The organism is Pedobacter sp. SL55 (assembly GCF_026625705.1).
Classification (GTDB): domain Bacteria; phylum Bacteroidota; class Bacteroidia; order Sphingobacteriales; family Sphingobacteriaceae; genus Pedobacter.
Map to the genome: position 1 here is coordinate 489,113 of NZ_CP113059.1, position 24,084 is coordinate 513,196.

General features: G+C 36.9%; 22 protein-coding genes. 20 read left to right on the forward strand and 2 right to left on the reverse strand.

Annotated elements, in window-relative coordinates; translation table 11 throughout:
* The first annotated feature begins 220 nt into the window (after nucleotides 1-220).
* The 19 genes from OVA16_RS02120 to OVA16_RS02210 all read left to right on the forward strand — a co-directional run bounded on the left by OVA16_RS02120 (nucleotide 221) and on the right by OVA16_RS02210 (nucleotide 18,975).
* Nucleotides 221-1,549 (forward strand): hypothetical protein, encoded by a 1,329-nt coding sequence (locus OVA16_RS02120; RefSeq protein ID WP_267763268.1) that lies wholly within the window; start codon nucleotides 221-223, stop codon nucleotides 1,547-1,549.
* Nucleotide 1,550: 1 nt separating this feature from the next.
* A complete protein-coding gene (locus OVA16_RS02125; protein ID WP_267763269.1) occupies nucleotides 1,551-2,036 on the forward strand; it encodes a hypothetical protein in 486 nt (161 codons plus the stop codon).
* A gap of 97 nt (nucleotides 2,037-2,133) precedes the next feature.
* Nucleotides 2,134-2,631, forward strand: coding sequence for a hypothetical protein (locus tag OVA16_RS02130; protein ID WP_267763270.1), 498 nt, complete (start codon nucleotides 2,134-2,136; stop codon nucleotides 2,629-2,631).
* 579 nt (nucleotides 2,632-3,210) lie between these two features.
* Complete coding sequence (locus OVA16_RS02135; protein ID WP_267763273.1) at nucleotides 3,211-4,419, forward strand: hypothetical protein; 1,209 nt, start codon at nucleotides 3,211-3,213, stop codon at nucleotides 4,417-4,419.
* 2 nt (nucleotides 4,420-4,421) lie between these two features.
* Complete coding sequence (locus OVA16_RS02140) at nucleotides 4,422-4,940, forward strand: hypothetical protein (RefSeq protein ID WP_267763274.1); 519 nt, start codon at nucleotides 4,422-4,424, stop codon at nucleotides 4,938-4,940.
* Nucleotides 4,941-5,443: 503 nt separating this feature from the next.
* Complete coding sequence (locus OVA16_RS02145; protein WP_267763275.1) at nucleotides 5,444-6,802, forward strand: hypothetical protein; 1,359 nt, start codon at nucleotides 5,444-5,446, stop codon at nucleotides 6,800-6,802.
* On the forward strand, nucleotides 6,799-7,446 hold the full coding sequence (locus tag OVA16_RS02150; RefSeq protein WP_267763276.1) for a hypothetical protein: 648 nt from the start codon (nucleotides 6,799-6,801) through the stop codon (nucleotides 7,444-7,446). Before OVA16_RS02145 ends, OVA16_RS02150 begins: the two co-directional genes overlap by 4 nt.
* 634 nt (nucleotides 7,447-8,080) lie before the next feature.
* Complete coding sequence (locus OVA16_RS02155; protein ID WP_267763277.1) at nucleotides 8,081-8,290, forward strand: hypothetical protein; 210 nt, start codon at nucleotides 8,081-8,083, stop codon at nucleotides 8,288-8,290.
* 274 nt (nucleotides 8,291-8,564) lie between these two features.
* Entirely contained in the window at nucleotides 8,565-10,034 is a 1,470-nt protein-coding gene (locus tag OVA16_RS02160; RefSeq protein ID WP_267763278.1) for a hypothetical protein, read from the forward strand.
* A gap of 91 nt (nucleotides 10,035-10,125) precedes the next feature.
* The gene (locus OVA16_RS02165; RefSeq protein WP_267763279.1) at nucleotides 10,126-10,485 is read left to right on the forward strand and encodes a hypothetical protein; all 360 of its coding nucleotides are present in this window, start codon (nucleotides 10,126-10,128) and stop codon (nucleotides 10,483-10,485) included.
* A 411-nt stretch (nucleotides 10,486-10,896) separates the two neighbouring features.
* On the forward strand, nucleotides 10,897-11,781 hold the full coding sequence (locus OVA16_RS02170) for a hypothetical protein (protein WP_267763280.1): 885 nt from the start codon (nucleotides 10,897-10,899) through the stop codon (nucleotides 11,779-11,781).
* A gap of 566 nt (nucleotides 11,782-12,347) precedes the next feature.
* A complete protein-coding gene (locus OVA16_RS02175) occupies nucleotides 12,348-13,544 on the forward strand; it encodes a hypothetical protein (RefSeq protein ID WP_267763281.1) in 1,197 nt (398 codons plus the stop codon).
* Between the two features lie 784 nt (nucleotides 13,545-14,328).
* On the forward strand, nucleotides 14,329-14,820 hold the full coding sequence (locus OVA16_RS02180; protein ID WP_267763282.1) for a hypothetical protein: 492 nt from the start codon (nucleotides 14,329-14,331) through the stop codon (nucleotides 14,818-14,820).
* A 280-nt stretch (nucleotides 14,821-15,100) separates the two neighbouring features.
* Complete coding sequence (locus OVA16_RS02185; RefSeq protein WP_267763283.1) at nucleotides 15,101-15,598, forward strand: hypothetical protein; 498 nt, start codon at nucleotides 15,101-15,103, stop codon at nucleotides 15,596-15,598.
* A gap of 362 nt (nucleotides 15,599-15,960) precedes the next feature.
* Nucleotides 15,961-16,323 carry a hypothetical protein gene (locus tag OVA16_RS02190; protein WP_267763284.1) on the forward strand — a complete coding sequence of 121 codons (363 nt, stop codon included), beginning with the start codon at nucleotides 15,961-15,963 and terminating at the stop codon, nucleotides 16,321-16,323.
* Entirely contained in the window at nucleotides 16,284-16,661 is a 378-nt protein-coding gene (locus tag OVA16_RS02195; RefSeq protein WP_267763285.1) for a hypothetical protein, read from the forward strand. Before OVA16_RS02190 ends, OVA16_RS02195 begins: the two co-directional genes overlap by 40 nt.
* Nucleotides 16,639-17,250, forward strand: a complete 612-nt coding sequence (locus OVA16_RS02200) for a hypothetical protein (protein WP_267763286.1) — start codon at nucleotides 16,639-16,641, stop codon at nucleotides 17,248-17,250. Before OVA16_RS02195 ends, OVA16_RS02200 begins: the two co-directional genes overlap by 23 nt.
* Nucleotides 17,251-17,403: 153 nt before the next feature.
* Nucleotides 17,404-18,564, forward strand: coding sequence for an MFS transporter (locus OVA16_RS02205; protein WP_267763287.1), 1,161 nt, complete (start codon nucleotides 17,404-17,406; stop codon nucleotides 18,562-18,564).
* Complete coding sequence (locus tag OVA16_RS02210) at nucleotides 18,565-18,975, forward strand: GNAT family N-acetyltransferase (protein ID WP_267763288.1); 411 nt, start codon at nucleotides 18,565-18,567, stop codon at nucleotides 18,973-18,975.
* Here OVA16_RS02210 and OVA16_RS02215 read toward each other — a convergent pair.
* On the reverse strand, nucleotides 18,965-19,366 hold the full coding sequence (locus OVA16_RS02215) for a hypothetical protein (protein ID WP_267763289.1): 402 nt from the start codon (nucleotides 19,364-19,366) through the stop codon (nucleotides 18,965-18,967). The genes OVA16_RS02210 and OVA16_RS02215 overlap by 11 nt on opposite strands.
* 116 nt (nucleotides 19,367-19,482) lie before the next feature.
* Between OVA16_RS02215 and OVA16_RS02220 the strand changes: the two genes are divergently transcribed.
* Nucleotides 19,483-20,595 carry a M42 family metallopeptidase gene (locus OVA16_RS02220; RefSeq protein ID WP_267763290.1) on the forward strand — a complete coding sequence of 371 codons (1,113 nt, stop codon included), beginning with the start codon at nucleotides 19,483-19,485 and terminating at the stop codon, nucleotides 20,593-20,595.
* A gap of 608 nt (nucleotides 20,596-21,203) precedes the next feature.
* Here the strand turns inward: OVA16_RS02220 and OVA16_RS02225 are convergent.
* Nucleotides 21,204-24,080, reverse strand: coding sequence for an outer membrane beta-barrel protein (locus OVA16_RS02225; RefSeq protein ID WP_267763291.1), 2,877 nt, complete (start codon nucleotides 24,078-24,080; stop codon nucleotides 21,204-21,206).
* Nucleotides 24,081-24,084 lie beyond the last annotated feature (4 nt).

Genomic DNA, 24,084 nt, shown 5'->3' on the forward strand with positions numbered 1-24,084 from the left:
CTATGTATAAACATTTTACCCCCCTATTTTTGGCACATTAAAAGCGCTTGCTTGTGTTGCTTTTGGTGTACTTTTAATTATTACCGCCTGTAAAAAAAACTATAGCGAAGATGTTGGACTAACCAGCGAACAAAACAACAAACTAGCCGAGTGGTATAAAGCCAATCTAAAAATTTCAGATGAAAACCCATTTAGTAAACTAGTACCAAATTGGGAAAAGGTGTATATCGGTAAAAAGGACAATAAAATTGTGTACGAAGTAGAGCTCACCAACCCAGAAAACCTAATGGTACTTGGGCAAAAGGCAAACCGAAGCAACTTGGAACAAGAAGCCAAAAAACATACGATTAAACTATTGTTATTTGAAGACGAAAAGACCAAAAAAATACTTTACGCCTCCTATATGTTATTAGAAAAACACAGCACAGGCGAATTTGAGAAACTGCACTACAAAAACCTTGGCAACTTTACAGGTACGGTTTTATACTACCATTTTACGGGACAATTAGCAAACGGATGGAACTATGCAAACGGCAGGATTGCCGAAAAGATAGCTGTTATAACGGAGAAGCAGTTTGATCAATTGCAGACACAAACGCAGGGAGACATTCGCACAGAAGCCACAGTATGTCAGTCTGGTTTTGCAGACAAGTATCAGTGGACTTGCGTTGGCGTACCAGGCTACGAAAATTGCGGATTTACCTATGTAGGCCAAGAATATGTGACCTACTGCAGCTATGAGGAAGAGGATAAAGACTATCTAGGAAATGAAAATGAGAGCGGCAGAGGATATTTTCCCCCGGAATATACGGATTGTGCCGGAGTAGCCGGAGGAACAGCCACCTGGAATAATGAGTGCAACACATGTATTGGTGGTACTACGGGGTTGACGGCTTGCCCGAAAGACATCAGAAATAAGGCAGAAGACCCATGTATTTCTACTGTGGTTAATGAATTAGTAGGCGCAAATAAAAATATTGAAGGTAAAATTTCAGAAATCATCAAAAAATTTGACCAGAGTAAGGACTTAAACTTAAATATATATGACGGTATAACCGCTAATGGTAAACCCGGAAATATGTTTCGTTCGCAATTAAGGGGTTCAGAATTTACCGCAGATATCAGATTACAAACCTCCTATTTTAAAGGTGAGGATGGAGCATCTAAAGAGAGTTTAGCTGCTGTATTGATACACGAAGTTTTACATAGCTACATTAAAAGTCAGAACCCTAATATTTTAGACACTAATAACGTTCATCATAACATGATGGTCCAGAATTACATAGAACCAATGAGTAATTATCTAACTAGTGCATTTGGGATTTCACGTAAAGATGCATTTTCGTTAACTTGGAATGGTGTTATTGATTCTGATGTTTTTGAAATGGCTAATTCGGAAAAATTATTTGAATACACCTACACAGAAAATGGAGTTAATCACACTATTTCAGTCTCTAAACAAGAGATAATGAACCGTGCCAGTGCTTATAATGGTAATACAAACTATGCTGATGAAGGAAAAAAAGGAACTAAAACCTGTCCAAATTGATATGAAAAAATTATTGATTGTATTTATTGCTATTTGGGTTCAATCAGCATATGCCCAAAAAAAAGTTGACTTATTTAATGAAAATGAAAAAATTCATTCTCTATTAAATTCAAACTACGCCCCTATCTCTTTTCCTGATAGTATTGCACTTTACAGTTTTTATATCAAGATTACGCCAAAAAAAAATGGAATAAAAAGCATTTTTATAAGCAATGATTTAGGCAAGAAATATTTTGGCAATATAGATTCTTTATTTAAAAAAGTAGATTTTAATATATTTTTAAAAGGCACAAAGCAAAAGCATGTTATTGTGCCTGTTACTATCCTGATATATGAACATCAAAATATGAAACCAAATGAAAAATTAGATATTTGGGGGTTAAGAAATATACTACCACAAATGATGGCTAATGATGATTTAGAGCGATATAAAGCTGTTTTTTTAAATACATACTTTGTTATAGTTAGCACGAAAATTTATAACTAAATTGGGTTAAATTATAGTCATTTATACCATGGTTCATATTACAACCAACCATCAACCCAAACATTGGTAACTGCTATACTTTAGATGATAAAAAGGGATGCTGAAATTAAATTTACTTGTGATGTTTTTAAGCTTGACAATCGCAAGTGGCAATTGCCAAACTAAAACTGATAGTGAAAAAATTAAGATTCACCAAAGTGTCATTACTAAACTAAAAAAAGAAGGAGAAAAATTTCACATATATCCTTCTACAAGAAAAGCCAGTCTTTCTAGTTTTGATTTTACGGGAGGGGGAAGAGGGTTAGATACTAATTCTAATCGTGCCTGGAATAATAAAGAATGGATTTCTTTTGTAAAGAACATAGATACTTCTTCAATTAGCGACTATCCTATTTATCTTAATAGTAATAGAGAAAAAAGAAAAGAACTAATTTTTGCTCCTATCTTTTTCTCAAAAGATGGAACAAAGGCGTTAGCTATTGCTAAATTTTATTCTTATACAAGTCAGACAGGTTCGGGAATGGCTTGGTTTTTTGAAAGAGATAACAATGTTTGGAAAGTGAAAGACATGCAGATTTTTTCAACCATTAATTAATAGTTTTTATATATGTTAAAGAAAGTCACATTCTGGCTTAAGCGGTTTTTAGCGCAAGCATTAGCATAGCGGTGCTTGTGCTTTTATTGGAAATAGTAGTCCCCTTTCTGGCTTAAGCATTTCTAGCGCAAGCATTAGCGCAGCGGTGCTTGTGCTTTTGTTGGAAATAGTCACCAGCAAATGCTGGCGCCAGAAAGGGAACAACCCCAGGAAAAAACATGGCAATATTCCGTTGTAAAATAAATTTGCAATTTGCTTTGACATAGCCTACCTTAGAAAAACAAATATAAAAACCTATGTATAAACATTTTACCCCCCATTTTTAGAACATTAAAAGCGCTTGCTTATATCGCTTTTAGTGTCCTGTTAATTATTACCGCCTGTAAGAAAAACTACAGCGAAGATGTTGGACTAACCAGCGAACAAAAAAGCAAGCTATCTGATTGGTACCGTGAAAACATCAAAGTTTCCGAAGAAAATACATTTAGCCAACTGGTACCCAACTGGAACGAGGTATTTCTAAGCGAACAACAGGGACAAATAATTCACGAAATTGGCTTGCGAAATCCTAAAAAACTCATGGTAATTAGCGAAAAAGGAACAAAGCGTAATTTAGATCAGGAAGAGAAAAAGCATATCATTAAGCTCTTAATCTTTCAAAACAAAATATCGGGTAAAATTCTTTATGCTGCATACATGAGTATCGAAAACGAGAAAACTACTGGTTTTGATAAATTGCATTATAAAAATTTAAAGAACTTCTCCGGAACCATTTACTACCATCATTTTAACGGAAAGTTAAGTAACGGGTGGAACTACAGCGAAGGCAAAATAACTGAAAAGATTACTGCCATTACCGAGCAACAGTTCAATCAGTCGCAGAGGCAATTGCACGGCGATAAAAAGACTGAAGCAATGGTGTGCACTTCGGGATACGCCGATAAATACCAATGGCAATGTCTAGGCGTACCGGGCTACGAAAATTGCGGATTTACCTATATAGGCCAAGAATATGTGACCTACTGCAGCTATGAGGAAGAGGATAAAGACTATCTAGGAAATGAAGATGAAAGCGGAGGAGGATATTTTCCGCCAGAATATACGGATACGGATTGTGCAGGTAAAGCAGGAGGAACAGCCTATGTTGATCCCGATTGCAACACCTGCATTGGAGGCACTACGGGGTTGACGGCTTGCCCGCTGAAGAGAACAGTAACAGATAATACAACAAACCCTTGTATAAAGTCTGGTGTAAGTTTAGGCTCACTGGCGAATACTACAATAGGTACGATGTTAAATAAAACATTCGGGCCTTCAAATGAATATGGAGGATTAGACCTCGAGTTCGCTGAAGGTATCACAGGAACAGATGATGGCTGGTGTAGAAAAAATGGAAATATATCATGGGTAATAACCATTAATCAGAATTTGCCAAATACTTCTTCTAAAGAAGATATTCTAGCCACAGTATATCACGAAATCTTACACGCATATTTGGAAGCAACTTATCCTAAAGATGCTACAGGAATGTTTTTAATACCACATAACGAACATCAAGACATGGCAGAAAAATATCTCACTTTGATGGTAGGAGCATTAAAAATAAATTATCCGAGCTTATCTGATAAAGATGCTTGGGGTTTGGCTTGGGGAGGTTTAGAAAATACCCCATTTTACAAGGATAATACTAAACTTACTGCCAACCAACGTCTTGAAATTGCTGAAATTAATCGAAAACATAAAAATAAAAGTAATCCTTTAGACCGTTCAGGAACTTATTGCAATTGATTATGAAAAAATATTTGCTTTTATTATTTCTATGTGTTGGTGCAAACCAAATTAGGGCGCAGCACATTATTGATAGCGCTTTGCAACACATATCTACGGACAAATCTAGATTGAACAATAAAGAGTATTTTAGACTTTTTATCGTAAAATCGATGATAAATGCAATCGACTTTGACAAACTTATTAAAGCCCCTAAGGGATTTGCTCAGTTGGCTTCGGTTAGTGTAGTCTTTAATAACAAAGGTATTGTAGATACATCAATAGTTACCAGTAAGCTAAATGAAAACTTTGAACTTAAGAAAAACCCAACAGCCGAACTAAAGTGTTTTAAACCCATCTTAGAATATGCCAACAGTACAGTTATTTTACCAATTTTATATATAAGAATGGATGAAACAAGTATTAATTTAGAAAATAAAATTCTCGAAGAATTTGTTAATTTATTTCCGCACCAATTCCTAAATAAAAAAAACGTAATCTTATTAAAACCTGAAGTAAATCCATTTTCACAGATAAAATGACCCTTTTAATACAACAAGTTAAATATCATTGGGTAAGACTGCAAAATGCTAGAAAGGGATTATTGGTTACAATCTATCATAAAATATTGTACCCATTCTGGCTTAAGCATTTCTAGCGCAAGCATTAGCGCAGCGGTGCTTGTGCTTTTGTTGGAAATAGTCACCAGCAAATGCTGGCGCCATAAAGGGAACAACCCCAGGAAAAAACATGGCAATATTCCGTTGTAAAATAAATTTGCAATTTGCTTTGACATAGCCTACCTTAGAAAAACAAATATAAAAACCTATGTATAAACATTTTACCCCCCATTTTTAGAACATTAAAAGCGCTTGCTTATATCGCTTTTAGTGTCCTGTTAATTATTACCGCCTGTAAAAAAAACTACAGCGAAGATGTTGGACTAACCAGCGAACAAAACAACAAACTAGCCGAGTGGTATAAAGCCAATCTAAAAATTTCAGATGAAAACCCATTTAGTAAACTAGTACCAAATTGGGAAAAGGTGTATATCGGTAAAAAGGACAATAAAATTGTGTACGAAGTAGAGCTCACCAACCCAGAAAACCTAATGGTACTTGGGCAAAAGGCAAACCGAAGTAACTTGGAACAAGAAGTAAAAAAACATACGATAAAACTATTGTTATTTGAAGACGAAAAGACAAAAAAAATACTTTACGCCTCCTATATGTCATTAGAAAAACACAGCAAAGGCGAATTTGAGAAACTGCACTACAAAAACCTTGGCAATTTTACAGGTACGGTTTTATACTACCATTTTACGGGACAATTAGCAAACGGATGGAACTATACAAACGGCAGGATTGCCGAAAAGATAACTGTTATAACGGAAAAGCAGTTTGATCAATTGCAGACACAAACGCAGGGAGACATTCGCACAGAAGCCATAGTATGTCAATCTGGTTTTGCAGACAAGTATCAGTGGACTTGCGTTGGCGTACCAGGCTACGAAAATTGCGGATTTACCTATGTAGGCCAAGAATATGTGACCTACTGCAGCTATGAGGAAGAGGATAAAGACTATCTAGGAAATGAAAATGAGAGCGGCGGAGGATATTTTCCCCCGGAATATACGGATTGTGCCGGAGTAGCCGGAGGAACCGCTATCTGGAATAATGAATGTAACACCTGCATTGGTGGTACTACAGGGTTGACGGCTTGCCCACCAAGAGAAATTATTGATAGTCTGTTGAACAACTGCATGAAAAATGCAAAAAACATTATCATAACGCAAAATGGTTGGGTCAACGCTTTGTTAAGAAATTTCACAAATGACAGTTCTTTCAGTCCAAATTACACATGGATACTAAAAAACGGAACAGTGTCTGAAACTGACTTAGCCACAACAGGAAATTGGGACAGGGTTAATAGAAACGTTACTACTAATATTGATGATACAAAATTCACAAATGCTTCTGATCTAGCAATCGTAAAAACTATACTGCATGAAGGTATACACGCATACCTTATAGCTTATTTTGCTAATGACCCAATTAATGCCAACAAAGAATATAGTGTACTATTTGATAATTATTTTAGCATAAAAAGGCCTGACTTAAATGAAATCCATCATAATGAAATGGCCAGAATATTCGTAGATCAAATAGCAATTTCTCTTGAACTGTATGGAGATTTAAAAGGTTATTCCTTTACATCTTCGTTGGAAAAAAAGCAATTTTATGGAGACCTTGCTTGGGGAGGATTATTTGAAACGAAAGCATTTAAGGCGATGTCATCTAATGAACAAAATAGAATAAAAACTACCATTTCAGTTGAGCAAAAAGGAGAAAATCTTTTAGGACAGAGTAAAATACACAAAGGTCAAGTGGGAGGATGCCAATGAAAGCTATATTATACAAGGCATGGTTGGTTTTAATTTTTGGCATATACACTTGTGAAGCTCAAGAATTACTTGGTACCTATCGTGCTATTGGTCAGCCAACACACATCATTAGCTTTGAAAAGGGAGTTTTCAAAGAGGAACACGGAAATGACCTAACAACAAAAAAAGGCTTTGGCAGCTATCATTTAAAAAAAGATAAATTAATTTTTATTTATAGAGACTACCCTCAGCAGGACAGCTCCCGTTATGAACTTATAGACCAGGGTCCCTTAGCTCATTCAAATTTAGACATCGCTATTTTTGATTCGCAATCTGTACCCATGTGGGGAATGTACGGATGTCGAGATGTTGAAAATAACATATTGAACCTGATCGGCACAGATAAGAATGGCAAGGGAAATATGACAATTTTCAAGAATAAAAACATTGGCTTCTTCACTATTGACCGTATTGGCTACCATAGAATCTTAATACCGATAAAGAAAATAATGGGTAGATCAGCAACTCTAAAAGCTTACTTACGACCTCAGGAAAATTATTATATAGAAGCTGGCATTAAAAAATATCAAATTTTAGAGTTCTCCAGTGAAAAATTAGTGCTAACCAAAGATGGAACGACCTATGCTTTTAAAAAAGTTGAATAATATGACTCCCATTCTGGCTTAAGGTGTGCCGTGAATGAATAATAAGGTTGTATTTATTCTTCAATGTTGGATAAAAGATGATGGTAGGTCCATCACAGTCGTTGTGCAAGCAGAGGCTGTAAACCGCCTCTCGGTGCTAAAGGAGTAATTCGATGGTATTGAACGGAAAGGGGAAAAGGCCAGCAGGACTGGTCAGGTGCGGATAAGGGAGATGAATGCAAATGAACCATCGATGAAGTAATGAGATAGAGACACCTATTGTCAAAAGTTGGTTTTCTTAAGGACTGATGAAGATTGTAGCGGCTACTTGCTTACTGGCTACAAGGCAATCGTTATAGAGGTGGCATGACCCTTATTCAGGCTTTTATCCGGAACACGGGAAGTCCATATCGGATATAAAGCGAAATGCACAAGCAGGCAATACCTGTAAGGCTGAAAAGCGATGCCGTTATGGATGGCGGACTAACTCATAGTAGTGATGAAGTTTCTGTAATGGAAATGGAGCGAAGGGGTTAGCTAATTTATTAATGCTCATGGTCAACCATAATAGGGAGGAACCTAATGCAGAGATAGGTTAGAAGAGCCGTATGAATTGAGAGGTTCACGTACGGTTCTGTGAGAGGTTTGGGCTGAAATGCCCTTACCTACTCGACCAATTTCTAGCGCAAGCATTAGCGTAGCGGTGCTTGTGCTTTTGTTGAAAATAGTAGTCACCAGCAAATGCTGGCGCCAGAAAGAAATTGAACCAGCTAAAACCAGAGAAAAACTCATCAAAGCATTTAAAATGCTGGAGAACAAAGTAGTGAATATGCCAAGGAAAAAACATGGGAATATTCCATTGTAATAAATTTGCAATTTGCTTTGACATAGCCTATCTTAGAAAAACAAATATAAAAACCTATGTATAAACATTTTACCCCCCTATTTTTGGCACATTAAAAGCGCTTGCTTGTGTTGCTTTTGGTGTACTTTTAATTATTACCGCCTGTAAAAAAAACTATAGCGAAGATGTTGGACTAACCAGCGAACAAAACAACAAACTAGCCGAGTGGTATAAAGCCAATCTAAAAATTTCAGATGAAAACCCATTTAGTAAACTAGTACCAAATTGGGAAAAGGTGTATATCGGTAAAAAGGACAATAAAATTGTGTACGAAGTAGAGCTCACCAACCCAGAAAACCTAATGGTACTTGGGCAAAAGGCAAACCGAAGCAACTTGGAACAAGAAGCCAAAAAACATACGATTAAACTATTGTTATTTGAAGACGAAAAGACCAAAAAAATACTTTACGCCTCCTATATGTCATTAGAAAAACACAGCACAGGCGAATTTGAGAAACTGCACTACAAAAACCTTGGCAACTTTACAGGTACGGTTTTATACTACCATTTTACGGGACAATTAGCAAACGGATGGAACTATGCAAACGGCAGGATTGCCGAAAAGATAGCTGTTATAACGGAGAAGCAGTTTGATCAATTGCAGACACAAACGCAGGGAGACATTCGCACAGAAGCCACAGTATGTCAGTCTGGTTTTGCAGACAAGTATCAGTGGACTTGCGTTGGCGTACCAGGCTACGAAAATTGCGGATTTACCTATGTAGGCCAAGAATATGTGACCTACTGCAGCTATGAGGAAGAGGATAAAGACTATCTAGGAAATGAAAATGAGAGCGGCGGAGGATATTTTCCCCCGGAATATACGGATTGTGCCGGAGTAGCCGGAGGAACCGCTATCTGGAGTAATGAATGTAACACCTGCATTGGTGGTACTACAGGACTGACCGCTTGCCCACCTATAGCAGATATTAAAAAAGATAGCTTGAAAAAGTATTATCCTTGTATGGATAAACTGGTTTTGAAAAAACTGGAGAACGATACATTGTACTCGAAATTAATTAAGCCTTTTCAGAATATTTATATTCCAGGAGCCGGTCAAGTCAGCTTTGCTGGTCTCCCTAAAATCACCTATAATTTCTCTTCTCAAATTTGGGGCACTAATAATCAGTACAACTTAGGGGAGACAGAAAATACTACTGCGGCTAACTCCACAATTTATTTGAATACACAAGCGATACAGAATGCCTCTCAGCTATTTCTACAAGTTGCAACCATACATGAGACGGCACATGCCTACCTAACGTACTACATAAAAATGGGAACTTGGGGACAAACCATTCAAGAAGGTGGAGATTTTCCTTGGGCATTGAAAATGGCTAATTATGGTGTAATTGCCACAGGACAGTATATGACTGGCAACTATACAGATCACTCGATTTTCATTAATCATTATCTTAACGAAACAGTTAACATTTTAAGATCTGTAAATGGAGGGGCCTATACTAATCAAGAGTATATAATGGCGGCTATCTATGGAATGAACAATGCTGGTACAATTCCGCCGTCATTAGCTACCACTTCTACAGGGCAAACGTATTTTACTAATTTAAAAAATCAACTTAATACCAGCTATAATAATATACTTACACAAAATGGCATAACACCTGCTATGATCAATACATTTTATAACAGTAATCTTATTAATGTACCTGTTAACAAAAAACTACCGACAAATTGCCCTTAATATGAAGCTTGGAACTATAATTTTGACCCTAGCTCTTTCATTCCATTCTGGAATAATCAAAGCTCAAGACGAAAGAACTAAAATTTATTTTTTGGCAGATACTATTGATGTTCCTAAAAACCAAAGAATACTCGAAATAAGTAGAGGCCCTTTATGGTTCGTAGGCGCCTATGAGTTTTATATGAAATTACATCCTAATGAGAATAGTAACTTGACATATATATATGAGGAACCTCATCCAGAGATGCAAGCGAAAATTGTAGATACATTGCCAAGATACCACTATAGGAGCTGGAAATCATTATTTGAACTCTTGACAAATCGAGATAAGCCTTTTGATGACAATTATCAACTTTATATTACCGAGAAGTTACCAAACGGAAAGTACGCAACACATAAAGTTTACAGGCCGATGCCAACTCGTTCTATTAACAACCGAAGCAACAAATAATTGGCTATTAACACACCATAAATGGCAGTTCCCATCCACAAACTGGTTTAATTGCTCGCTATTATAGCGGACAATTAAACCTTAAAATAAAACCGAAAGAATACCTACAAAAAAACAAGCGTTACTAGCGATAAGTATTAAATTTGTGACACCAATTCCCTGCTAATGCTAAAACGAAGCGACGTAATTTTAATGGCCTTTTGTACGGGCTTAATTGTTGCAAACATTTACTATTGCCAACCTTTGGTAACCCTGCTAGCGCACGCCTGTGGCGTGTGTTTTAATTAATTAAACGATATCATTGAACATATTCTCCGCTGGTATATTAAATCAAAGTAATGCGCAAAGACTCTTGAATAGCGCAGAAAGAGACACTAGGCAGAATAATTTTAAAGGTAAAAAATGTTAAACATGAAAAAAATTGTCCTTTTATTCTTATTGCTATCCACTAGCTCATTTAAGCTAAGTGCCAATTCAAATCTGTCGCAAAAATATTTTATATTGGATGAAAATTCAAATTCTTACCAATTTCATACCATTAAATTAAGTAATAAAGGAAAGCAAATAGAATTATATAACTTATTGTATGATCAATCAAATTTGATACTATTTTCGGTACTCCCTGTAAAAGGGGATATGATGTGGAGTGAAATTGAAGTTTCTAAAATCAAAGGGCAAATTATAGATTTTCCAGTTCTAAAACAGATTTTTTCTGAAGCATTCAACAGTTATCAGAAATCGAACTTCTATGACTGCGATTTCATTAAACGACAGGATATCTCCCTGGTCATCAATAAAAATGGAAAGTTTTTTGTTAGTAGCTTTTGCTTATCAGAGTATTTCAGTATAGTTACACAAAGCCTTGTTTTTCCTAATTTGATGGCTAACGCTATAATTAACATTAGCTCCCCTACAATAGCTGTAAAAGACTTTGAGAGCAAGTATTATAACGCTTATGGGCATTATTCTCCTAATGCAATTACAGAACGGAGTTCTACAGGAACTACAAACTTACTGAGACCTTTAGAAAAGCCACTACTTTTTAGATCTGAAGAGATTGAAATTTTCGGCTTCAAAGCCTATAAATTTTGGCAATTTACAGATTGGCACATCAACCACGGAATTAACTATTATCGAGGTATTGACAGGTTTTTATTTGTGCCAAATATCGGTATAGTGGCTGGCTCATTTGACGCTTTTCTCTCAAAAAACTCAGCAGATACAATGAAAGCCTATCTCGAAGAAATACTCATATTACCATCGGATAAAGATAAAATCAAATCCAAAGTTGAATAATTCTTTTTGGATAGTATTATTACGCATGTGGCTAGTTTAAGTGCTCGCTATTTCAGCAGGCACTTAAACCTTAAAAATAAACCTAAAGACATATCTACTAAAAAAAGACCCTGCTAGCGCACGCCTGTGGCGTGTGTTTTAATTAATTAAACGATATCATTGAACATATTCACACGCCAAAGGCGTGCGCTAGCAAGGGAATATGCCAAGGAAAAAACATGGCAATATTCCGCTTTAAAAAAATTTGTAATTCGCTGATAAAACCTTACCTTAGAAAAACCAAATATAAAAACCTATGTATAAACATTTTACCCCCCTGTTAGGAAATTAAACCTTTGCTTAATTTTTGGCTTTGCAATACTACTGCTAATTATAGATTCCTGTAAAAAGGAAGGATACAGTGTAGATAAAGAAATAATAGAAGCAAAATAGTAACCTTCGCTCAACTAAAGCAACAGACACAGCATTATTTCACCAAACAACACCCACTTGATACGGGAAGGCGTATTGCGCTGTGGCACAAAGCCTACACCATCGGACTAAAAAATGGAACCAACATTATACATGTGCCACTAAAAGAAACCTATTACGAATTGCATAACCAAACTAAAACCCATTTGGTGGCATACAGAGACTCCTTGGGGAATATCATATCTTCAATTATGGTTATGCGCCCGGAAAAAGGAAGTATAAAATCCATAGAAGGACAAACAAATTTAAAAAATTTTACTGGAGATATATTACTTTACACTTTAGACAAAAATTTTATAAGAGGCCGTGTTTTAAAAGATGGGCAAATTATAGGTGAACTAAAAATTGAAACATTGGCTGTAAACAACACTGCAACCAACGGAGAAGGAAAATATGGGCAAGGCAGAATAATGAGTACAACCAATTACCAGATACCTAATAAAACACAGGCCTGGCAAGAGGAGTGCCAATGGAGGCAGGGACAAAATTACATAAACGCCCAGGGTGAAGTGGTCGTAACGGCAGTACGATACTGCAGATGGACATATCAGCCAGATGAGGTCATACCGCCAATATCCGAAATCGACTATACCGGAGCAGGACCATCGGGCTGGACTAGGTATGATTGCAATGGAGATGCCGAAGGAACCGCGTATGAAGCAGATTGTGGATGCATTGAAGGTAATACGGGATTGACCGCTTGCCCAACAAGAGAAATAAGGGACAGTGTGCAAAACCCTTGTATAAAAGCTCAACTGAATCTAGCATTAACTGCCAAAACAACTATCTTAAACATGCTCAACAATACTTTTGGCGGCACCGTTGAGTTTGAAGATTTATCGTTGACTTTTAAAGATGTTACTAATTTGCCTGATAGTATTTCGGGAGACGCAAAACGGTGGAGTGCAACTTCAATTGAATTTGAGATAAGGTTGAATAAAAATAAGTTGCCAACTTATTCAAATGAGTATACTCTAAGCACCATTTATCATGAGATTTTACACGCTTATTTATATAGTAAATTGACTAAAGGTTTAGATGGAAAATATAATATTTCAACTCAGCATGAAGATATGGCCGACAATTATTTAATACTAATGATTGGAGCATTGAAGATTGCTTTTCCAAATATAAGTAACCAAGAAGCGTGGGCTCTGAGTTGGGGAGGTTTAGAAAAAACAAATTTATACTCAACTAAACTTACGCAGACACAGAAGGAGATAATAGCCGACATAAATAGAAGACATACCAATAAACCTGCTGCAGACAAACAAGGGACATATTGCAATTAGTTATGAAATATTTTACTATCACATTTGTTTTTATAACCAGTATGGTTTACGGACAAAATACCCCCCTAAACTGGAAAGTTTTTTAATCGGATGCATTACCAAAGGCTCTAAAGACATATATACCAAGACTAAGGAGAACTATAGTCATTTTTATGCAATTGCCATTTCGTTTGATAAAGAAGGGCGGGTAGACTCGCTTTATTACTCTGGCAAAATACGCCCAGAAACGAAAGAATTATTTGGGTTAAATAACTCGCTTTTGAATAGGATCAAATCATACAATTTTAAATATAAAATGTATCATGACAAAATAATGCTTTGCCCTTTTCTACCATTATAAAGTACTTAATGAGTATAATGATTATAATAGTGGCTTTTTAAACATTTTAGAAAACCTGATACCAGAAGCGGTATATAGCAAGGAGGTAATTATTCTTAAGCCAATAGTAAATGCTCATCTTCCTAGTGTTCAATAATAGAGTGTAAAAAATATCAAATAAGTTAGCCCCATTCTGGCTTAAGCATTTCTAGCGCAAGAATTAGCGCAGCGATGCTTGTGCTTTTGTTGGAAATAGGCACCAGCAAATGTGGCTGTTGCACAGCTCAAAAACAAGTTATATTGATCAAAAAATGCAAAATCTACAAATAATATTTAATTGATTTACAATGTTTTATGAATTAACTTTTTATAAAAACTAATCAAAATTAAACAAAAACTTAGTTGTGCAACAGCCACGTAATACAGCTCCTAACAAATTGGGCACTCGATGTACACCTTAAAATAATGATGATGATTAGATTTTTATTAGTTCTTCTCATAATATGCCAAATTTGCTCGGCACAGGAAAAAAGACAGGGTAATGTTGACGCAATGGTCAACTATGTAATATCCAAGAATATGAACAGGGATGCCTTGATGGCAAGCCCCGAGGGAATGGCATATTTTTTTACGATTACACTAGTGTTCAATTCTGAAGGCAAGGTTGATACTGGCTTCTATTCCAAAAATCTGGACAAGAAGGTAGAAGCTGTTATGGGTCTGAATGCCAGTCTTATTAGAAAAATAAAGGAGCAGGATGTTACATACAGAACCTATGCCTCAAAGGTGGCAGTTGTCCCCATATTCTTTTTCAGAAGAACAGATACGGGAATTGATTATGGTACGGGCTTTATAAAAGCCATCCAAAACCTTCTTCCAAAAGATGAACCCAAACTTTGGGGCAAATCCTGGGTTATCTTCGATCCTGTAATAAACCCATTTATGAAAACACATTAAAAATTGACCATCACTAACTGGTTTAATTGTTCGCTTTTTCAGCGGGCACTTAAACCTTTAAAATAACCGAAGACTTGTTCTGGAGATAAATGCAAGAAATACGACGGTATATTTCGGTCTGGAGACCTTGGTTTCAAAAATAGATTTGAATAATTATAAAGGTAAAAAATGTTAAACATGAAAAAAATTGTCCTTGTCTTGTCACCAGCAAATGCTGGCGCCAGAGAGGTTCATTTAAAAGCGAAGCAAAAAGAGATGTAAATTCAACAAAGAAAAAGGGATGCTGAAATTAAATTTATTTGTGATTTTTTTAAGCTTGACAATCACAAATGGCAATTGCCAAACTAAGACTGATAATGAAAGAATTAAGCTTCACAAAAAGATCGTTAATAATCTAAAAAAAGAAGGAGAAAAATTTTATATATATCCTTCTACAAATAAAGCCAGCCTTTCTAGTTTTGATTTTGCAGGTGGAGGAAGAGGATTAGATACTAATTCTAATCGTGCCTGGAATAATAAAGAATGGATTTCTTTTGTAAAAAACATAGATACTTCTTCAATTAGCGACTATCCTATTTATCTTAATTGTAATAGAGAAAAAAGAAAAGAACTAATTTTTGCTCCTATCTTTTTCTCAAAAGATGGAGCAAAGGCGTTAGCTATTGCTAAATTTTATTCTTATACAAGTCAGACAGGTTCGGGAATGGCTTGGTTTTTTGAAAGAGATAACAATGTTTGGAAAGTGAAAGACATGCAGATTTTTTCAACCATTAATTAATAGTTTTTATATATGTTAAAGAAAGTCAAATTCTGGCTTAAGCGGTTTTTAACCCCCATTCTGGCTTAAGCATTTCTAGCGCAGCGGTGCTTGTGCTTTTGTTGGAAATAGTAGTCACCAGCAAATGCTGGCGCCAGAGAGGGTAGTAACGGAGAAAGGGAATATAAGAACACCTATAATTCAACGAAGAAAAAGAAATGTTAATATGAGAACTATCTTGATAATTGTATCTATCTTGTTTACTTCCAATATATATGCGCAAGTATTGAAAAAACAAGACCCAATCTATTTTTGTGTGCAATCTATAGACGCTCGTATAAATAATGGAGATAATAGGCTTCCTAAATCAATAGTTATAAACAATGCTATTTTCAACAGCCTCAACGAATTACAAACTGCTAGCTATTCAAAAATTGAACTCAGTACTTAAAAAATTCAACTGGAATTTATCAAGCAATAAAAATCAAGATGATAATTTTAAAAAAACGAAGTTGATTAAAGCAAAAAAGATATTACCCTATCTTAAAAATGAGCCTGTAATTTATAAAGGTAGCGATTGGTCTCTTGAAGTAAGCAATGTAATTTTCTCAAAAGAACAAAACGAAGCAATAATGGTCATGAGGGCATCGTCTAAAACTGAAGTGTTAGATCTTACCGTTTATTACTTTGAGTTCAAAAATGGACAATGGATTTTGTCAAAAGAACTATCCTCATTCTTATTTTAAAGAACTTCACAACCCATTCTGGCTTAAGCATTTCTAGCGTTAGCGCAGCAGTGCTTGTGCTTTTGTTGGAAATAGTAGTCACCAGCAAATGCTGGCGCCAGAGAGGTGCAAATAAAAATATTGAAGGCAAAATCTCAGAAATTATCAAAAATTTTGACCAAAGTAAGGATTTAAATATATATGATGGTATAACCGCTAATGGTAAACCCCATTCTGGCTTAAGCATTTCTAGCGCAAGAATTAGCGCAGCGATGCTTGTGCTTTTGTTGGAAATAACCACAAGCAAATGCTGGCGCCAGAAAGGGGTAATACTAAATGACCCAATTAATAATCCATGATACACCGGCACTAAATGTCATTAAGATGCGAAAATTATTCACGATATTAGTTATTCTTACTTTTCACGTTTCGAATGTAAGTGCACAGCAAAACACTTCTGCTGAAAACAAGATTTGGAAACAAGTACATAACGTACTTTCAGATTTTAATTACCCAAAAGACAGTTTGTTAATATATTCTCTCAACTTCACATTAAAAATCGAAAAAACAGCGAATAAGCTTCTTCCATCCAGAGTTGTAGCCAACGACAGTTTGGCATATCGGCTATTTCCAAATTACAAGAAACTAGCCGATATTGATTTCTCTCCCATTTTGGGTACAAATACAAAACTTGACGTGATGATACCCGTTTTAATATATGGTGGTTCACCTGAAAAAATGAAACACAAAGATGAAAACGGACAACCATTAATTAACTTTAATGCGTCGGTTAATGCAGCCTTAGCTTTGATATCCAATAAAAAATATGACAACTCTAGAAGCTCTTATGAATCACCAGAATTTCAAAAGGCCTCTAAACAGTCTAAAATATTTAGAAGCGCAATAATTATGGAACCCTACATCGTGTATATTGCCAACATCAAGTAAGGTAGTTATTTGCTAAGGATATAATCCCACCTAGTTTATTGCTCGCTATTTCAGCGGGCACTTAAACCTTAAAAATAAACCTAAAGACATATCTACTAAAAAAAAAGCTTTACTAGCGATAAGTATTAAATTTGCAGCACCAATTCCCTGCTAATGCTAAAACGAAGCGACGTAATTTTAATGGCTTTCTGTACAGGCCTTATTGTTGCCAATATTTATTACTGCCAACCTTTGGTAATCCTTATTGCCAAAGATTTTAACCTAAACGAAAGCGATGCTGGCAGCATTACCTTTTTAACGCAAGCTGGTTATGCCATTGGTTTATTTCTTTTAGTGCCTTTGGGCGATATGTTCGAAAAGAAAAAGCAGATTTTATTTACCTCGGCTTTAGCTGTTGTTGCGCTAGTTATTGCAGGTTTTTCAAAAAGCTTCCTGATTTTAGAAATTGCCAGTGTATTAATTGGTGCTTGTTCTATCGTTCCACAACTTATTTTGCCGCTAACCGCATCGTTAAGTAATGACGAAAATAGAGGTGCCAACATTGGCATCGTGATGAGCGGCTTGTTGGTCGGGATTTTGGCTTCAAGAGCAGTTAGTGGAATTATTGGCGATTTACTGGGTTGGCGAGCCATGTTCTTAATTGCTGCAGCGATTTGTACGCTGCTAATCGCATTAATGTCCATCCGTTTTCCTAAAAATTTGCCAACTTTTAAAGGAACTTATAAAGAATTAATGCGCTCCATGTTTGGCTACATTAAAACGCAACCAGCATTAAGAGAAGCTTCGTTAATCAATTTCTTTGCCTTTATTGTAATCATGGGTTTTTGGACTACCATGGTATTGTACCTCGCCAATCCGCCACACAATTTTAGCACCTACCAAATTGGCCTATTTGGTATTGCCGGAGCTGCTGGCGCTTTAGCTGCACCATTGGTTGGCAAACTAAGCGGCGGCAGTAATCCTCGTAAAAACTTAATGATCGGTTTTATCTTAGAACTCATTAGCGTAGGCTTATTTTACTTTACAGGCCACAACGTTTTCCTTTTTGTAATTGGTATCATCTTAATAGATATTGGCCAGCAGGCTATTCATGTAACCAATCAAACCAGAATTTACACCTTGGTTCCAGAAGCTAGAAACCGGTTGAATACCATTTTTATGTCGGTAAGTTTTGTTGGTGCGGCCTGTGGTTCTGCATTAGGTTTGTGGCTATGGGCATTGGGAGGCTGGACAATCTTCTGTGCCGGAGTAACAGCCATCATCATTTTAAATATGCTCATTTATCAACTATACTCAAAAAAAGCTACGATATAAATGGAAGCAGTTGTAGAGCAAATTTTTCCCGCACTCACTTGGCGCATTAGGCAACTGGCCATGTATCCCGAAAAGGAAATTACGGACATGGAATTGCCCGAAGATTGGGATGGAATGCATTTTGGGCTTTACTATCAATATGAACTTACTGGAGTAGTTTCCCTATTTATTGATGGCGAAACTGCGCAATTCAGAAAAATGGCGGTACTTCCCAACGATCAAGGTAAAGGGTTTGGGCTACAACTTTTGCAATACCTGGTTGATTATTGTAAAAGTCAAGGCATTAAAAACCTGTGGTGCAACGCCAGAGTAACAGCCACAGGCTTTTATCAAAAACTTGGTTTTGCCAACTTAGGCGAACCTTACGAGCGAAACCAAATCTCATACATTAAAATGGAGCTTACTTTTTAGGCAAGGCTTTATTCAAATCCATTACGGGTGTTAAACCTTCAGACGGCACATAAATAATTTGCGGCAAACTTCCTTTATCTGCCAATTTCTCCAAAGTTCTGATGAACAAATATTGATTATAGGTAGCCGATAAAGTTCCGTTTTCAACTTTCATTGCCGATGCCATACCTTTTGCACGTTCAATTTCTGCCGCTGCGTTTAACTTTTCGGCTTCTAACCTAGCCTTGGCTTCTTCTACCAAAATTCTACGGTTTTGCTCGGCTTTAGCCATTTCGGCCTTACCAGCCATTTCTTGCTGCCAAACATTGTACCTTGGTAAGCCCCACATTAAGGCTACAATAACCAATAAAACAAAAAGTGCTGTAGGAATAAAAATTTTGATTACGTTCATAAATAATAAATTTTAGAGTTTGTTTAATATAATGATTTTCATGTCAAAAATCAAGAAACAAGTTTTATTAATTGCCTTTAAATTGTACATTTACCACTATACATAAATTAAAAACTATGGCAAAAAAGAAAGACGAAAGCAAAAAGCATGTGCCTGTAGTTACCAAAAAATCACTACAGTTTTTCGAGAAATATATTAACAATGCTGCGCCTACAGGTTACGAGTGGGAAGGACAAAAACTTTGGTTAGATTATTTAAAGCCTTACGTAGATGAAACTTTTGTAGACAATTATGGCACTGCGGTTGGTGTAATTAACCCAAAAGCCGAATACAAGGTAGTTATTGAAGCACATGCGGATGAAATTTCATGGTATGTAAACTATATCACTAATGATGGCTTAATCTATGTGATCCGTAATGGTGGTTCAGATCATCAGATTGCACCTTCAAAACGCGTAAACATCCACACAGAAAACGGTTTTGTAAAAGCAGTTTTCGGATGGCCAGCCATTCACACCCGCCATGGCGAGAAAGAACAAGCGCCAGAATTGAAAAACATTTTCTTAGACTGCGGTTGTACTTCTAAAGAAGAAGTTGAGGCTTTAGGCATTCATGTAGGCTGTGTAATTACTTACGAAGATGAATTTATGGTTTTAAACGACCGCTACTATGTTGGCCGTGCTTTAGACAACCGTGCTGGTGGATTTATGATTGCCGAAGTAGCTCGTTTGTTGAAAGAAAACAAAAAGAAATTACCTTTCGCCTTATATATTGTAAACTCTGTGCAGGAAGAAATTGGTTTACGCGGCGCAGAAATGATTGCGCATCGCATTAAGCCAAATGTAGCTATCGTTACAGACGTAACACACGATACGACCACGCCAATGATTAACAAAATTACGCAAGGCGATTTGTCGGCAGGTAAAGGACCAGTGGTTTCTTACGCACCTGCGGTACAAACCAATTTGAACAAATTGTTAATTAAAGCGGCTGAGAAAGCAGGCATTCCGTTCCAACGCCAAGCTTCTTCTCGCTCTACCGGAACAGATACTGACGCGTTTGCTTATTCAAACGGCGGCGTACCTTCGGCATTAATTTCGTTGCCTTTGCGTTACATGCACACTACGGTAGAAATGATCCATAAAGAAGATGTAGACAACGTAATTAGCTTAATTTACGAAAGCTTGTTAGCCATTAAAGACGGGCAAGATTTCAGAGAATTCAAATAGGAACAAAGATAAAAGAGCAAGGAACAAAGAAAGGTTCGGGATTAATTTCTCGGACCTGTTTTTTTATCTGGTCGTCATTGCGAGGCACAGTTTATCCCGACCATTCGGGAAAGCAATCCTAATGCAAACAAAAATGGCTTTATAAATGGTGCGGTTGCTACGTGCCTCACAATGAATATATCTTTAGGGTCTTTGTAAAGCAAAACCATTGCTCCTATCTCCCGATAGTCCCGCTTTACGTTGCAATCTTTTTGGAACTTCTGTCATCCTAAGTCTGTCGAAGGATTTTCATTGTTTGCAGATGCTTCGATAAACTCAGCATTACCGCTGAAGTGAAAACAGTAACCCAAAAAGATTTTCACTTTAATCGGGTTTAGTTTACTTAGGCAATTGCAAGCAAACCACAGATAGCACCCCTCAATTTACCAAATAGACCTGATTGAACGGAAAGCCCGCAAGCGAGTGAAACGAGTGCGGACTTGCAAGTGAAAGCAGGACTATCGGAAGTTTCGAAGCTACTGTTATTGCTCTTCAAATAAAGCTATACAACATAACTAGAGATTGCTTCTCGCCGATGAAATATCGGGATCGCAATGACGAGCACTTTGTTAATAAAAACTACCGTCGCCCCTACGCATAATTTGCCGGCCATTACGACCTCTGGCTCCGGTCCATTTTTGCAACCGTACATTAGCCCGCAACATAAAATACCTACTCAAGGCATTGGTACGGGTTTCGGTCTTTACCAAATCGGTTACGTTAAGGTTAACAAAATTGTTTTGCTCTAAAATATCGAAAGCTTGGAAAGTAACCGATGCCCGGCGTTTCCAAAACTCCTTCTGCACATAAGCGTTAATTACCAATGGATTGCTGGTAATGTTGGCATCAATGCCGCTCACAAAATTCTTGCTGGCGTTGTAACCAAAAATCAAGGTTTTCCACATATAAAACTTACCATCAATATTTAGAGCTAGCGTTTTGGTATTGATCTCGTTAGGACTAATGGTGTTTTTAGATTTGGTAATATTGTACGACACGTTTGGATTAACCTCTAACCACTCGTTTGGATTGATACGTGGCCCGAAACGTTCGGTAATATTCCAAGTTCTGGTAATACTTTCTATGTTATTACTCATAGAAACCCCATGGCTATAGCTGGTATTTCCGCTAAGCGCCAGATTATATTTCCTGTTGTTGAGCTGTTTGCTTATCGAGTGGTTTCCGTTTACACGATAGCCGCCATCCATGTTTGCAAACAGGGTTTCGTTACGCAATAACTGATTGCTGCTATTAAAAACCTGTACCACGTTTCTTACCACCGCATCTTCTATAATGGTTGCATTAAGATTGATAGAATAATTTAACTTTTGGTTAGCTAGGTAATTGTTGTAACTGGTATTAATGGAGTGATTAAAAGTTACCTTCAAATTGGGATTACCCACTATGGTATTTTGCGGGTTCGAAACATCTCTTACTGGCTGAATTTGATCGAAAGTTGGTTCGGTAGCATTACCAGAATAATTTAGCTGTAAGCTATGCGTTCTAGAAAATTGGTACTGCAACCTTGCAATTGGGATTAGGTTAAAGCTACTACGATGGGTGCTTGTACCCAAACTCACTTTGGTGCCACTTAAAACTGCCGGCACCCCGGTAACCCCTACCGAAAATCTAAATTTAGAGGCATTAGATAAGCCATAGCGATAGTTTAGTGCTAACCTGGCTTGGGTAAATGAGTAATCGTAAATATTGCTCAATGAATCTACCAATGTGCGATTTTCAAAAGCATCGATATTACTTGTAATTGCTCTATTATCGTAACCGTTATACGTTACCTGCCCATTAAATTCGAACTGGCTATTGGCACTTAGTGGCTCCACGTAAGTCATGCTCCCCCGGTAATTGGTGGTCAAGTTTTTACGCTCAATTAATCGATGGACTAGCGAATCGAGTACATTGATGTCATCTTTATAAAATTTGGTATTTCGCTCCTGCTCTGAATCTTGATCGGAAGTATTGAAACTAAACTGAAATGAAACATTTCTTCTGGGTTTACTGAAAATATGTTGGTAAAAAACGGTAGCCCCTACATTTGGCCGAGTGTTTTTACCTAGGCTATTGCCTAGCTGGTTTTGGGTAATTAGCTGGCCCGATTGCCCAATGCTAGACATACTATTGCTATACGTTGAAGCAAAAGTGATTTCGGGCGTTATCCTTAAAAAATTGTTGCTGTCTAAGTCTGCCTCTAACTCGAAGTTAAAATTATGATTTTTAGTATTGTTATCCCTCTCGCTTTCGTTGGTAGAAAAAATGGTTCCATTGGTAGTGTATAACTCGGAAACGCTACTATTAAGGGAATTAACATTATTAAAGTTATAGCGATAATTGGTATTGATACGCACTTTTTTACCAATTTGATCTCGGTATGAAAAAGCTGAGCCACCACTATTGGTGGTTCCCCCACTGCCGCTAGATGAGTTCCCGCTATTCCCTCCGCCTCCATTGCCACCTCGGTTGCCGCCGCCGCCGTTATTACCACCGTTTCCACGGCCTCCACCTCCATCGCCATTATTGCCGGTATCTCCAACCATATTATTAGCTACGCCATTAACGGTATTATTTAAACGCAGATTTACAGAAAGATTTTGATTTCCGTTAAGTCTAGTGCCAAACAACGAACTTTCATACCTTTCATTATTACCTGCACCGGCATTCATATTTACCGAATTACCTACCGACTTATCTGTACGTGTTACAATGTTTAATATTTTCTCCGGATCTCCGTCTTTTATCCCTGTTCTAGCAGCTTGGTCGCCATAATCATCTACAATCTGTATCTTATCTACAATCTCGGCAGGCAAATTTTGTATAGCAGTATTTACCTCGCCTCCAGAATAAACTTTTCCGTTAATCTTAGCTTTGGTAACGTTATTTCCTTGATGAATCAAACTACCATCATTACCCACCTCCATGCCTTCCATCTTTTTCAATAGTTCATCAACCGTAGCATTTTCCCGAACAATGTAATCGCTAGCTTTATACTCTACCGTGTCGGTTTTATAAGTAATTGATGGTGTTCCGTTAATGACTACTTCGTTTAAGGTATTGGCCATGGTTTGCAGCACAATAGGATCCATCACAATTCTCGGGACGGCATCATTCTGTCTGTATTTATTGATTTGCTGTTTGTAGCCCATCATAGTAAAACTCATGGTATACGTAGCGTATTTCACGTTTTTAAATACAAAAATCCCATCCGGATTGGTACTGGTTACCAAAGTATCTTTTTCGGAAGTTAACCTAACTGTTACCCCTGGCACGCCTAAATCGGTTGTATCTTTTACAATTCCACTAATTTCTCTAGTGGCTACAGGAAGCGGCACATTTTTTGGCCGTTGTTGTGGAGTTTGGGCATAAACTGTAGATGCCAAAAGTAGAAACAAGCCTAGCGTAGCCAAGCTAAATAAGGTGATATTTTTAAATTTCATGAGG

Bases quoted from the DNA above. Each gene is read 5' to 3' on its own strand.
- OVA16_RS02125 (WP_267763269.1), top strand. From the start codon at position 1,551: ATGAAAAAATTATTGATTGTATTTATTGCTATTTGGGTTCAATCAGCA.
- OVA16_RS02130 (WP_267763270.1), top strand. From the start codon at position 2,134: ATGCTGAAATTAAATTTACTTGTGATGTTTTTAAGCTTGACAATCGCA.
- OVA16_RS02135 (WP_267763273.1), top strand. From the start codon at position 3,211: ATGGTAATTAGCGAAAAAGGAACAAAGCGTAATTTAGATCAGGAAGAG.
- OVA16_RS02140 (WP_267763274.1), top strand. From the start codon at position 4,422: ATGAAAAAATATTTGCTTTTATTATTTCTATGTGTTGGTGCAAACCAA.
- OVA16_RS02150 (WP_267763276.1), top strand. From the start codon at position 6,799: ATGAAAGCTATATTATACAAGGCATGGTTGGTTTTAATTTTTGGCATA.
- OVA16_RS02155 (WP_267763277.1), top strand. From the start codon at position 8,081: ATGCCCTTACCTACTCGACCAATTTCTAGCGCAAGCATTAGCGTAGCG.
- OVA16_RS02170 (WP_267763280.1), top strand. From the start codon at position 10,897: ATGAAAAAAATTGTCCTTTTATTCTTATTGCTATCCACTAGCTCATTT.
- OVA16_RS02180 (WP_267763282.1), top strand. From the start codon at position 14,329: ATGATGATGATTAGATTTTTATTAGTTCTTCTCATAATATGCCAAATT.
- OVA16_RS02185 (WP_267763283.1), top strand. From the start codon at position 15,101: ATGCTGAAATTAAATTTATTTGTGATTTTTTTAAGCTTGACAATCACA.
- OVA16_RS02190 (WP_267763284.1), top strand. From the start codon at position 15,961: ATGCTATTTTCAACAGCCTCAACGAATTACAAACTGCTAGCTATTCAA.
- OVA16_RS02195 (WP_267763285.1), top strand. From the start codon at position 16,284: ATGGATTTTGTCAAAAGAACTATCCTCATTCTTATTTTAAAGAACTTC.
- OVA16_RS02200 (WP_267763286.1), top strand. From the start codon at position 16,639: ATGACCCAATTAATAATCCATGATACACCGGCACTAAATGTCATTAAG.
- OVA16_RS02205 (WP_267763287.1), top strand. From the start codon at position 17,404: ATGCTAAAACGAAGCGACGTAATTTTAATGGCTTTCTGTACAGGCCTT.
- OVA16_RS02210 (WP_267763288.1), top strand. From the start codon at position 18,565: ATGGAAGCAGTTGTAGAGCAAATTTTTCCCGCACTCACTTGGCGCATT.
- OVA16_RS02215 (WP_267763289.1), bottom strand. From the start codon at position 19,366: ATGAACGTAATCAAAATTTTTATTCCTACAGCACTTTTTGTTTTATTG.
- OVA16_RS02220 (WP_267763290.1), top strand. From the start codon at position 19,483: ATGGCAAAAAAGAAAGACGAAAGCAAAAAGCATGTGCCTGTAGTTACC.
- OVA16_RS02225 (WP_267763291.1), bottom strand. From the start codon at position 24,080: ATGAAATTTAAAAATATCACCTTATTTAGCTTGGCTACGCTAGGCTTG.